This window comes from Sphingomonas sp. CFBP 13714 (assembly GCF_014842205.1).
GTDB lineage: Bacteria > Pseudomonadota > Alphaproteobacteria > Sphingomonadales > Sphingomonadaceae > Sphingomonas > Sphingomonas aerolata.
In genome coordinates, this window is the sequence record NZ_JACYVG010000002.1 from 120,043 (window position 1) to 131,962 (window position 11,920).

Genomic DNA, 11,920 nt, shown 5'->3' on the forward strand with positions numbered 1-11,920 from the left:
CCAGCAAAATGTCAAGGAAAGCGGGTGGCGGCACGACGAAAGTCGCACATCACCCCTGCCGTCTTGTCTATTGCTTGAGCTTCAGAGTCTTGAAGTCATCGATTTCGCAGCGCGCCCCGGACCGCATGCGAATCGCGTCGCGATCGCGACATATCAGACCGTCACCGCTCGGCCGCAGGTAAAAGCCCGGATAATAGTCGAGTGGTTTGCAGTCGCCATCAAGCTTCGCGCGCAATCGCGTGCCGTCCTGCATGACGAGATCGACCGAGCCCGGCTGGCCGAGAAAGGCGCCTGCTATCTCCGCGACGGCGACGCATTTGGGCCCCTTGCGCTCCTTCCACTCGCGCGGCTTCGACAAGGGCGCGCTACCGACGGGTTGGGCCGATCGCCTGAACATGCGGGGGACGCGGATGATGATGCGCTCGTGGATCGAGACCTGCGTGATCTCGACGCGCGCGCGCGTCGGCGCGGCGGGGTTCGCCACGGCCGCGAGGGGGGCGGTGAGGGCGAGGAGGGAGGCGGGAAGCGCAGGGTGAATCATGATGTCGCTAAGCAGCGTTAACCGCGATCGTTGAACGGGAGGTGAATTGCGCTTAGCGGCGCAGTCATGACGCCCGAACAGATGCAGATGCTCGACGCGCTTGCCCCGCAGCTCGAGCGCAAGTCCATCGTCACCGATGCCGCCGATATCGCCCCCTGGCTGAACGACTGGCGCGGCCGGTTCCATGGTGCAGCCCCGCTGATGCTCGCCCCGTCGTCGGTTGCCGAGGTGTCGGCGATCGCCCAGGCCGCGCTGGCATTCCGCGTCCCGCTGGTACCGCAGGGCGGCAACACGTCGATGGTCGGAGGGGCAACGCCGCCCGCCGACGGCCGTGCCGCCCTGCTGTCGCTGCGCCGTCTCAACCGGATCCGGTCGATCGATGCCGAGGCCGGCCTCGCGGTGGTGGAGGCAGGCGCGATCCTGGCCGATCTCGACAACGCTGCGCAGGCGGTCGGCCAGCGCTTCCCGCTGACGCTCGGTGCCCGCGGCAGCGCGACGATCGGCGGCCTGGTCTCGACCAATGCCGGCGGCACGCAGGTGCTGCGGTTCGGGACGATGCGCGGGCTGGTCGCAGGGGTCGAGGCGGTGCTGCTCGACGGCAGCGTCCATGACGGCCTGTCTGCGCTGAAGAAGGACAATCGCGGCTACGACATCGATCAGCTGCTCGTCGGATCCGAGGGAACGCTGGCGATCGTCACCGCAGCCACATTGCGGCTGGTGCCAGCCGTGGCCGCACGCGCGGTCGCCTGGGTCGGGGTCTCCGGACCCGACAGCGCGCTCCGGCTGCTCCGCCGCTTGCAGGCGGCGACCGACCGTGTCGAAAGCTTCGAGATCCTGCCCCGCGAGACGCTAGCGGCAGCGGTCGCGCATCTCCCGGGAACGCGTGCGCCGCTCGACGGCGACCATGCCTGGCATGTCCTGATCGAGGCAACCGCACCGTCCATGGACGGCGAGACCCCTGCGGCGCTGCTCGAACGGCTGCTGGGCGCTGCGCTTGATGCAGGGCAGGCTGAGGACGCCGTGATCGCCGCCAGCGAAGCGCAGGCCGCGGCATTCTGGCGGATCCGTGATTCCCTGTCCGCGGCCGAACGTGCGCTCGGCCCCGCCACCCAGCATGACATCTCGGTCCCGGTCGAGACGATGCCGCGCTTCATGAACGATGCAGCGCGGGCCTGCGAGGTGCGGTTTCCTGGGACGCATGCCAGTGGATTCGGTCATCTGGGCGACGGCAATGTCCATTTTCACGTCCGCGCCCCGGAGGGCACCGATCCCGCGCGCTGGTATGCCGAGGATGCGCCGGTCGTGACGCGCTTCGTCGACGATCTGGTCGTCGCGGCCGGAGGATCGATCTCCGCAGAGCACGGGATCGGCCAGATGAAGATCGGCGAGCTGGAGCGGTTGTCGTCGCCGGCACGGCTGACGATCCTGCGCGCGGTGAAGACCGCATTCGATCCGCACGGGCTGCTGAACCCCGGCAAGCTCGTCACGCTTGCACGGGCAGGCGTCACGCCATAGAGCCTCGCGCCAATCGCCGGCGTCCTGCCGCCCAGATCCTCTGACGAAACACTGGAGATACATGATGGCCAGCGCACCGCAGCTTCCGCTCTTCTACAACGGCCTGGAGCCGCTTTCGAGCGACACACACGCCGATTACAAGGTCCGCCCGCAGGAGAGCGCGCCGTTCCTCGTCGGCCAGCATGCGATCCCGATCACCGTCGACGAATTCCCGCTGGTGCAGCGTCACATGCCGATCGTCTTCTCGGTCGGCGACGATGCGATCCCGCTGGCGCTGATGGGCCTCAACGAGGGCGTCAACGTCTTCATCGGTGACGACGGCAAGCTGACCGAGAACACCTTCTACGTTCCCGCCTATATCCGCCGTTATCCATACATGCTCGCGCGGCTGCATCCCGATGCACAGGAGCTGTCGCTCTGCTTCGATCCGACCTCCGATGCGCTCGGTGCGTTCGACGAGGGCGACGCGCTGTTCGCGGATGGCGCGCCGACCGAGGTCACCAAGTCGATCCTGGCGTTTAACGAATCGTTCGAACAGGCCGGCGCGCGCACGCAGAACTTCATGAAGGAGCTGCGCGAACTCGGCCTGCTGATGGACGGCGAAGTCTCGATCCAGCCCGACGGTGCCGAGCAGCCCTTCGTCTATCGCGGGTTCCAGATGGTCAACGAGGAAAAGCTGATCGACCTGCGCGGCGATGCGCTGCGCAAGATCAGCAAGTCGGGCATGCTGCCGCTGCTCTACGCACATTTGTTCTCGCTCGCGCTGATGCGCGACATCTTTGCGCGCCAGGTTCAGCTCGGCAAGACGCCGCTGCCGCAGCTCGGCGGCTGATCCGTCCGCGCCGACCGATCGCAGTGCGGTCGGTCGGCGCAGCGGATACGGCTCGCTCGCGCGGGAATCCCGGGCTGCGATCGTTGCGGCGCAGAATTTTTCGCGTCGGGGTTGAACCAAAATCCCGCTCGCCCATTTTAGACCTGTACGGCACCGTGTCCCCCCCTTTCGCGGCGTCGTACGGCACGCTTCTAGCGTGCCTCCTCCCTGAACCTTGGCCACCTCGTGCTTCGCGCACGGGGTGGTTTTTTTATGTGCCGAGCTGGGATCCCGCTGCGGGGAATTGGTGTCGCTGGCGTTGGCCCTTATTCGGCGGCTGCGGCCCGGGTGGTGGCCGATGCGCCCATGGCCAGCGCCTCGTTCGTCAAGGCCGTGAGAAGGGCCTTGAGCAGCCGCACCGTCGCATCCACGCCGGTGCCCAGCCCGTCGAACTGGCGATCCAGATAGAGCGATCGATCGAATTCGAGCTGGATCGCGTGGATCCCTGCAGTGGGGCGCGCGTGCCGTTCGAGGATATGCCCCCCGGCATAGGGCGCGTTGCGGGCAAAGGGCAGGCCTGTATCCGCGATCTCGGTCTCGAGGCAGGCTAGGAAGCGCGGATCGGCGCTGCGGCCGAAGCGGTCCCCCAGCACGATCCGGGGCGGGCTGCCGCCCGGTACGCCCGCCGCCGAGAGCGGCGGCATCGAATGGACGTCGAGGAGGATCGCGATCCCGAACTTCGCCTGCGCTGCAGCCAGCGCGTCGTGCACCGCGTCATGATAGGGGCGGTGGTCGTTGGCGATCCGGCTGGAGATGTCGGCGTCGGTAAACCGGCGCCGCCAGAGGTCGGGCGCGGCGGCTGCCCGACGCGGCACCAGGCCGAGGCCGCTTCGCAGCTTCGCGGAGGGTTGAGGCTGCGCCATCGGGTTCGCCCCCTCGTCCACGCGGGGATCGCGCTCGGCCTCGCTGCGGTTGAGGTCGATCCAGGCGCGTGCCCGGGTCTGCACGATCATCGTCTCGACCGTCCGTGCCCGGGTGGCGACGATGTCGATATGACGGTCCTCGAGCGCCACCACGGTGTCGAACGGGACGCGCAACGCCTCGCGCAAGGCGGGCGGATAGTCGCGACCGGCATGCGGTACCGACATCACCACCGGGCTGGCAGGCGGCAGGTCGCCGAAGCGCGTGAACGAAGGAGACTGCATGCGGAAAAGCGTAGGGCGCATTGCATGAACGGGCAAACGATCTGGAAATCTTAACTGCTTATGGAGTAACGGACCGCTAAATCACGGGAATATATCGATGTTGCGAATCCTGCTGGCCGAGGATGATCAGGTCATGCGCGAATATCTTACCCGCGCCCTGCAGCGATCGGGGTATGCGGTGACCGCGGTCGACCGTGGCACCGCGGCGATTCCGCTGCTCGAGACCGAGACGTTCGACCTGTTGCTGACCGATATCGTGATGCCCGAGATGGACGGCATCGAGCTGGCACAGCGTGCTGGCGAGCTCTGCAAGAACCTCCGCGTCATGTTCATCACCGGCTTCGCAGCGGTTACGCTGAAGGCGGGCAAGACGATGCCGCAGGCGCGCGTGCTGTCCAAACCCTTCCATCTCCGCGACCTAGTGGCCGAGGTCGATCGGCTGTTCGAGATGGATAATGCAACAAGCTTCAATTGAGCGCTTGCGCCCCGCGATAAGCGCGGCTAGTGGAGCGCTCCGGCGGGCGTGTAGCTCAGTGGTAGAGCACTGTGTTGACATCGCAGGGGTCGCAAGTTCAATCCTTGCCACGCCCACCATGGAATTGACCCTACCCGGTCTTTCTCGTCTTTGCAGACAGAAAGCCGGGTAGGGATAATTCGAAGCGGAGGATGTCCTCAGGGACGTCCGGGCTTCCCAAACCCCATCATGTCATTTCTGGATCTTCGTGAGCACGGCCCTTAAAGGGGGTCGGACTCGGGAGCGCGGATCAGTGCGCTCCCGCGGGATCAGAAGCCCAGCCGCGCGCGGGCGACGATACGGTCGCCGCTGTGTCGCGCATCCGCAAACGGGCCGGTCGCATCGGCGCGTGCGATGTCGGTGCCGATATAATCGACCCCGAGCGTCAGCGGCCCCTGCTGGCGTTCGACGCCCAATCGCCAATCGGTATAGCTGCCACCGGGACGCAGCCGCTGTATGCGCAGCGGATCCGTCGTGGTGCCCGAGGAGTGCCCGATACCCGCGAGCAGTGTGTAGGGCGTCCCGGGGATCCCGGCATCGGCATTCGCATAAAGATAGACGTTGCTGCCCCCCAGCGCATCCTGCGACGGGGCGAACTCGATCCCACCGACCAGACGGGCCGGACCATAGCTGTACCGCGCGGACGCGCCGATCTCGGCATAGTCCATCCCGGTGCGCGCGCCGGCGAACAGATGCCCGGTCGCGGACGTCCGGAGCGTGACCGCGCCCAGATCCCACCCCGTCGCCAGCATGACGTCGACGACCGCGTCGGCGCCCGCGTGGCGGTCGGCGTTGCGGAGCGTCGTGACACGCGCGGTCGCGTCGATCCGGCCGAGCGACGCCGCCGCATCCGCGGACAGCACCGCGCGGCCCTCGCTCCAACTGAGCCCGCGGCGTGCCTCGTCGGTGGCGACCTCGATCCCGCCGGAGGGCGCGACCTGTGCCCGCACGGACGTTGGGAGAAAGGCTGCCGTGCTGCACAGGGTCAGCGCGAGTGTATGCGTGAAGGGGCGCGTCATCCTGCGGCCAACGCTCCGTGGATCTGATCGAGTTCGGCGCGGAGTACGTCATGGTCTTCCTGTGCCATCGCGGTCACGTCCTGATGCAGGTCGCGCGTCTTCTCGGCGACCTCGCGCGCGATCGCGGCGCGGCTGCTGCTGCACCATCCCGGCTGGTGGCCCGCCGCGACGCCATCGCGCGCGAAGTTGCGCGTCATCAGCGTCCCCGACGACGCCTTGGCGTGCCGGTCGACGATCATGTTGGCGGTCCAGGCACAACGCAGCGTCGAGGATTGTCCGGCTGGTGCGACCGCGCCGATCTGGCGGTGTTCGACGACGACCGCGCCGCGATAACGGACCTCCACGGGGCCGCTGTGATGATCGACCCGCGTGGTGTGTTCGATGGTCGGTGCGGCCATGGTGGCGGCGGTCGCGAGCGCGAGGCCAGCGAGCAACATATGGGTCATGTTCGTCTCCTTTCGGGTCCCGGCTTATGCTGGCCGGTGACGCTTCCAAGTCTGGGCACGGTCGATTGACCATGCCCTTTGAACGCGCGCGTCTGGCGGTTCGTTGCGCCGGTACCGCGTCGGGCCGGGGGTGCGACGTCCTGCGTGCGGCAATTCGGGGCAGCGCGCCACGGCGGCGCGGTGGTGTTGACACACCATTTACCGCGGGTATGGCAGGGCGCTCAGAGCGTCGGTTGCAGCGACTTTGGATGATCCGGTATGGTCCGCGCCCGTGCGCGGCGACGCCGGCCCCGGTCCACTGGCGCACGCCGCATGCCGTTTACAGGAACGATCACCATGACCGACGATCCGATCATCATCGCCAGCTATGCCCGCACCCCGATGGGTGGATTCCAGGGGGCCCTGTCAGGGGTTACCGCGACCGAACTCGGCGCGACCGCGGTCAAGGCGGCGGTCGAGCGCGCACGCGTCGACCCGGCGGTGATCGACCGCATCTATATGGGCTGCGTCCTGCCCGCCGGGCTAGGACAAGCGCCCGCGCGACAGGCGGCACTCGGTGCGGGGCTTCCCGATTCGGTCGAGGCCACGACGATCAACAAGATGTGCGGATCCGGAATGCAGGCCGCGATCATGGGGTTCGAGGCACTTGCCGCCGGGACCGTCGACGTGGTGGTCGCGGGCGGAATGGAGAGCATGACGAATGCGCCCTTCCTGCTCGCCAAGCATCGCGGCGGCGCGCGGATCGGCCATGACGTCGTCTCCGATTCGATGATGCTTGACGGTCTCGAGGATGCCTATGAAAAGGGCAAGCCGATGGGCGCGTTCGCCGAGGACACGGCGGGGGCCTATCAGTTCACGCGGGCGGATCAGGACGCGTTCGCGCTCGAAAGCCTCGCGCGGGCGAGTGCGGCGGTCACCGGGGGGCATTTCCGCGACGAGGTCGTGCCGGTGACGGTCAGGACGCGCGGCGGTGACGTCGTGGTCGTCGAGGACGAGCAGCCGGGCAAGGCAAAGCCCGAGAAGATCCCGGGCCTGCGCCCCGCCTTTGCCAAGGACGGCACGATCACCGCGGCGACCTCGGCGTCGATCTCGGACGGTGCCGCGGCGCTGGTCCTGACGCGGGCGAGCGTCGCCGCGCGGCTGGGGCTGGCGCAGGAGGCACGGATCGTCGCGACCGCCGCGCATGCGCACGCCCCCGCGCAGTTCACGACCGCGCCCGTCTCGGCGATCCGCAAGGTGCTCGACCGTGCGGGCTGGACGGTCGGGGATGTCGATCTGTTCGAGGTGAACGAGGCGTTCGCGACGGTGGCGATGATCGCGATGCGCGACCTCGCAATACCGCGCGGCCGACTGAACGTCAATGGCGGCGCCACCGCGCTCGGCCATCCGATCGGTGCAAGCGGTGCGCGGATCATCGCCACGCTGGTCGCTGCACTCAAGGCGCGGGGTCTGCGCAAGGGCGTGGCGGCGTTGTGCATCGGTGGCGGCGAGGCGACGGCGGTCGCGGTCGAACTGGTCTGACGCAGCCCGGCTGGGGCGGGGGACCGCATGCGCGCCCCCGCCTTTGCTCTGGCGTCAGGTCTTTGGCGAAAGAGGCTTTTCGCCGGCGGTGCAATGCTGGCATGAGCCAGCGATGACCATTATCGCGCGATCGCGTCGCCTGTCCGCCGTCCTTCTCCTTCCGCTCGCGCTCCCGACGCCGGGCATCGCGCAAAACGTTGCCCCATCGCCCGTCACCGAGACGCCGCCGGTGATCGTCGTCACCGGGCGCGGCCTGGCGGATGCACCCGGTGACCGGGCCTATGATATCGTCACGATCGAGCGCGACCGCATCCAGTCGAGCGCGAGCAACCGGCTGGAAACCGTGCTCGCCGATGTCGCGGGGCTGCAGCAGTTCCGCCGCTCGGATTCACGCAGCGCAAATCCTACCAGCCAGGGCATTTCGCTGCGCGGCATCGGCGGCAATGCGTCCAGTCGCGCGCTGCTGCTGTTCGACGGCGTCCCGCAGGCCGACCCGTTCGGCGGGTGGGTCGCGTTTCCCGCCTATGCGACGGGCCGGCTGGGCCGGATCCGCGTCACGCGCGGCGGCGGCAGCGGTTATCAGGGGCCGGGTGCGCTGGCGGGAACGGTCGAGCTCGAAAGCGCTAGTCCCGATCAGCTGACCCCGTTCCAGGCGGGTATCGCCTATGGCAGCCGCGATTCGGTCGACGCGCAGGCCTCCGCGGCGCTGGTCCGCGACGGCGGTTTCGCGGTCGTGTCAGGGACCTATGCGCGCGGCGACGGCTTCACGCCGACGGTCGCGGGGTCGCGCGGCGCGGTCGATCGCCCGGCACCGTATGAACAGGCGTCGAGCGCCGTGCGCACGGTAATCGCCGTCGACGCGACCACCGAGCTGCAGCTGAACGCGAGCGCCTTCACCGACACGCGCGACCGCGGCAGCGATTTCACCGACAATCGCAGCGAGGGCGCGGATGCCAGCCTGCGGCTAGTCGGCCGGGGGCGCTGGGGCTATTCGCTGCTCGGTTATCTTCAGACTCGCGCCTTTACCTCGAGCTTTGGCAGCATCAACGCGGCTCGCAGCGCGACGACCCAGTCGCTCGACCAGTATAATACGCCCGCGACCGGGCTCGGTGCGCGGTTCGAGCTTCTCCCGCCGCTAGGTGAGGCGATCACGCTGCGGCTCGGTGCGGACATTCGCGACGTCAGCGGCAAGACGCAGGAGCTATTCTTTTTTGCCGGCGGCAATCCAACCCGGCGACGTGAGGCGGGCGGCAGCTCGACCACGTCGGGGCTGTTCGCGGACGGCAGCCTCGTCGCAGGCGATGTGACGTTCAGCCTTGGCGGCCGGATCGACCGCTGGACGATCGACCAGGGTTATCTGTCGGAACGACCGCTCGCCGGGGGGCTGCCGGTCACCGACCTGCGCTATGCCGATCGCGAGGGCACCGAAACGACGGGCCGCGCGGGGATCGCCTATCGTCCCGTCGACGCGGTTACGCTCCGTGTCGCAGGCTATCGCGGCTGGCGGCTGCCGACGCTCAACGAACTCTATCGCCCGTTCCGCGTCGGCAACGACACGACCGCGGCCAATGCGCTGCTGTCGCCAGAGCGGCTGACCGGGGTCGAGGGCGGGGTCACGCTGGCGCCCGCGCCTGGGGTCAGCATCGCCGCGACCTATTTCTACAACAGGCTGAAGGACGCGATCGCCAACGTCACGCTCTCGTCGACCGCGACGAGCGCGTCGCGCGTCCGCCGCAACCTCGACGCGATCCGCGCGCATGGGTTCGAGATCGATGCTGCGTATCGCCCCGGCCCGATCGGCGTCCAGGCCTCTTGGTCGCACGTCAATTCGACCGTGGACGCCTCGGCCGCCGCGATCGCGCTCGACGGGCTGCGTCCGGCCCAGACGCCGCGCGACCAGGTATCGGCGACGGTCGACTGGCGCCGCGATGCCGCCGCCGCATCGCTGACGGTGCGCCATGTCGCGCGCCAGTTCGACGACGATCAGAACAGCCGCAGCCTCGATCCCGCAACCACGCTCGACGCCTATGCGGCCTATCCGCTCACCCGCGAGCTGGTCGTCGAGGCGCGCGCGGAAAACCTGTTCGATGAAACTGTCGAGGCGGGAATCAGCAGCGGCACGATCGTCGAACGTGCGACGCCGCGCACGCTCTGGATCGGGCTGCGCTACGCCATGCGGTAACGGACGGATCGGGGCCGGGCGAGGGCGGGCAGGCGGGAAGGTCATCGACGATGCCGCGCGAGCGCTCTATCCCGCGCGGGTGATCGATATTCCCGCCCCGCTCCGCCTGCGCCTCGACGGCGACGCTCTTGTCCGCAACTGGCAGACGCTCGACCGCATGAGCGGCCGCGCCGCGTGCGGGGCGGCGGTCAAGGCGAACGGCTATGGCCTGGGCGCGGTCGAAGTCGCGCGGCGTCTGGCGGGGGCGGGGTGTCGCGACTTCTTCGTCTCCAACTGGCGCGAGGCCGTCGAGCTGGCGCCGCTCGGCCTCGCGGTGTCCGTCCTGCACGGCGTCCGCGACGAGGACATGGCGGCCGCCCGCGCCGGCATCGCGCGCCCGGTGCTCAACACGCCGGCACAGGTCGCGCGCTGGAAGGCCGGGGGCGGGGGCGCATGCGACGTCATGGTCGACACGGGGATGAACCGCCTCGGTGTGTCCGCGCAGGATATTGCCGACGGGCTGCTCGACGGCCTCGAAATCGAGACGCTGATGAGCCATCTCGCCTGCGCCGATGAGGACGCGGCGATGAACGCGGTGCAGCGCGATCGGTTCGCGGCGTTGCAGGGGGTGACGGGGGCGCGGCGAATGAGTCTCGCGAACTCCGCGGGGATCGCGCTGGGGCACGACTATGCGTTCGATCTCACCCGTCCGGGGCTGGCGGTGTATGGCGGGGTGCCGCGAGGGGAACTGGGCGAAGTGATTACGCCGGTGGTCTATCCCGAGGCGGAGATCCTGCAGGTCCGGCGGGTGTGCGCCGGCGACGCGGTCGGGTATAATGCGACATGGACCGCGAAGGCCGACACCGATGTCGCGGTTGTCAATCTTGGATATGCCGACGGGTATTTCCGGGGATTTTCTGATACGGGGATGGTGTTCGCACGTGGTCAGCGCCTGCCCGTCCTGGGTCGCGTTTCGATGGATCTGGCCACGATCTCGTTAGATGGGGCTGATGCTGTGAGCGAAGGCGACTGGGTTTCGTTCGACTATCATCTTCTTGCCGCGGCTTTGGCTTCAGGGATGAGCCAATATGAGTTGCTGACCGGACTTGGCCGACGGTTCGTGCGGATCTGGGGTTGATCGGTCATGCGCTTTCGGGCCCGGTCCATACGCTAAACGGTCTTTCGCGGATCCATCGGGTGGCTAGCCACTTGACGCCTGCGGTGACCGGTTCTCCCGCATGCTGCGTCGCAGGATCAATCGAACCATTCGCCCGGACATTGTCGAAAATGATTGCGTCGCCGACGCTGGGCGTCACCCGGAGCGCATTGTTCACAAAATAGGTGGCACCGCCGGAAAAGCCATCGTTGAGATAGACCAATACCGTCCGGATGCGCTGATTGCATGTAGTCGGCAATGCATCGACGTGCGGCCGAAACTGCTGGCCACATTTGTACCGCAAAACCGCCAGTGCCTCACCTTGCCGCCAGTCGGTGCCCGTCGCTGCGGCAAGACGACGGTTCAAAGCCTGGACGACGAGCGTCTCGCGAGTCGGTCCGATGACTGCGCCATCCGACGTCCGGACAGGATTGGCGATGTTTTGGCCTGTCCGTGGGTCGGCCACGGTCGCGGGCTGCAACATATCGGCCGCGCATTGCGCGATGTGGAGGCATTCCTCCCGCGTGAACAACTTCGCGATATGCCGTATGTCGGGATGCTTGCCGATCGTCTGCGTACGCGGCAGTGCAGGCGGAGCGCCGTCGGCGGTCAGCGCCATTTTTGCGAGCAGGAGCCGCTGCGCGGCGGCGGTTGCATCCGTTTTAGCAACATCATCGAGCAAGCCGCAGGCACGCGACCAATCCGCCGGGGCGCCGCTGCCGTTCGCAGTGAGCGCAATCTCGATCAGGGCAGCGTCCGTATTGCCAAGCGACGCGGCGTGGCGAAGCAGCGCGCGCGCTCCTGGCAGATCGCGGGGTACGGGGGCGCCAGTAAGCTTCCACATTGCCAGTTGGAACATCGCATTGATGCTGCCCGACCGTCCAGCTTGGTCCATCAGCGCAACCGCCTCGCGGATGTTGCCCGTGTGGAGTAGGCGTTCGGCTCTCGCCACGGGATCGTGGTTCATCAATCATCCAAAAAGGGGCCGGTGGAAACCACCGACCCCCGCCATATCGCACGTCAGCTTCGTT

11 protein-coding genes and 1 tRNA gene are annotated in these 11,920 nt (G+C 67.7%); 7 read left to right on the top strand and 5 right to left on the bottom strand.

Features of this window, described 5'->3' with window-relative positions:
* Positions 1–67 precede the first annotated feature (67 nt).
* Complete coding sequence (locus IFT54_RS04870) at positions 68–541, bottom strand: hypothetical protein (RefSeq protein ID WP_031439984.1); 474 nt, start codon at positions 539–541, stop codon at positions 68–70.
* 66 nt (positions 542–607) lie between these two features.
* Here IFT54_RS04870 and IFT54_RS04875 point away from each other — a divergent pair, with 66 nt between their 5' ends.
* Together IFT54_RS04875 and IFT54_RS04880 are read left to right on the top strand one after the other, a co-directional pair.
* Entirely contained in the window at positions 608–2,056 is a 1,449-nt protein-coding gene (locus tag IFT54_RS04875; protein ID WP_192069813.1) for an FAD-binding oxidoreductase, read from the top strand.
* 64 nt (positions 2,057–2,120) lie between these two features.
* Positions 2,121–2,888: a SapC family protein gene (locus tag IFT54_RS04880; RefSeq protein WP_031394972.1), complete on the top strand. Its 768-nt coding sequence runs from the start codon at positions 2,121–2,123 to the stop codon at positions 2,886–2,888.
* 305 nt (positions 2,889–3,193) lie between these two features.
* Here IFT54_RS04880 and IFT54_RS04885 read toward each other — a convergent pair whose 3' ends face one another.
* The gene (locus tag IFT54_RS04885; protein WP_192069814.1) at positions 3,194–4,072 is read right to left on the bottom strand and encodes an N-formylglutamate amidohydrolase; all 879 of its coding nucleotides are present in this window, start codon (positions 4,070–4,072) and stop codon (positions 3,194–3,196) included.
* Positions 4,073–4,169: 97 nt separating this feature from the next.
* On the opposite strand from IFT54_RS04885, the gene cpdR reads away from it, so the two are divergent.
* Positions 4,170–4,547, top strand: coding sequence for a cell cycle two-component system response regulator CpdR (gene cpdR, locus IFT54_RS04890; protein ID WP_031394969.1), 378 nt, complete (start codon positions 4,170–4,172; stop codon positions 4,545–4,547).
* Between the two features lie 44 nt (positions 4,548–4,591).
* Positions 4,592–4,666 (top strand) — tRNA-Val (locus tag IFT54_RS04895).
* Positions 4,667–4,855: 189 nt separating this feature from the next.
* Here IFT54_RS04895 and IFT54_RS04900 read toward each other — a convergent pair.
* Together IFT54_RS04900 and IFT54_RS04905 are read right to left on the bottom strand one after the other, a co-directional pair.
* Complete coding sequence (locus IFT54_RS04900; RefSeq protein ID WP_166746859.1) at positions 4,856–5,605, bottom strand: TorF family putative porin; 750 nt, start codon at positions 5,603–5,605, stop codon at positions 4,856–4,858.
* Positions 5,602–6,051, bottom strand: coding sequence for a hypothetical protein (locus IFT54_RS04905; protein WP_244648613.1), 450 nt, complete (start codon positions 6,049–6,051; stop codon positions 5,602–5,604). Before IFT54_RS04905 ends, IFT54_RS04900 begins: the two co-directional genes overlap by 4 nt.
* 336 nt (positions 6,052–6,387) lie before the next feature.
* Here IFT54_RS04905 and IFT54_RS04910 point away from each other — a divergent pair, with 336 nt between their 5' ends.
* The 3 genes from IFT54_RS04910 to alr all read left to right on the top strand — a co-directional run bounded on the left by IFT54_RS04910 (position 6,388) and on the right by alr (position 10,871).
* The gene (locus IFT54_RS04910; RefSeq protein ID WP_192069815.1) at positions 6,388–7,572 is read left to right on the top strand and encodes an acetyl-CoA C-acyltransferase; all 1,185 of its coding nucleotides are present in this window, start codon (positions 6,388–6,390) and stop codon (positions 7,570–7,572) included.
* Between the two features lie 112 nt (positions 7,573–7,684).
* Positions 7,685–9,754 (top strand): TonB-dependent receptor, encoded by a 2,070-nt coding sequence (locus IFT54_RS04915; RefSeq protein WP_192069816.1) that lies wholly within the window; start codon positions 7,685–7,687, stop codon positions 9,752–9,754.
* Positions 9,755–9,842: 88 nt separating this feature from the next.
* Positions 9,843–10,871 carry an alanine racemase gene (gene alr / locus IFT54_RS04920; protein ID WP_342354786.1) on the top strand — a complete coding sequence of 343 codons (1,029 nt, stop codon included), beginning with the start codon at positions 9,843–9,845 and terminating at the stop codon, positions 10,869–10,871.
* 4 nt (positions 10,872–10,875) lie between these two features.
* Here the strand turns inward: alr and IFT54_RS04925 are convergent, their stop codons facing one another.
* Positions 10,876–11,856, bottom strand: a complete 981-nt coding sequence (locus IFT54_RS04925; protein WP_166746855.1) for a 2OG-Fe(II) oxygenase — start codon at positions 11,854–11,856, stop codon at positions 10,876–10,878.
* Positions 11,857–11,920 lie beyond the last annotated feature (64 nt).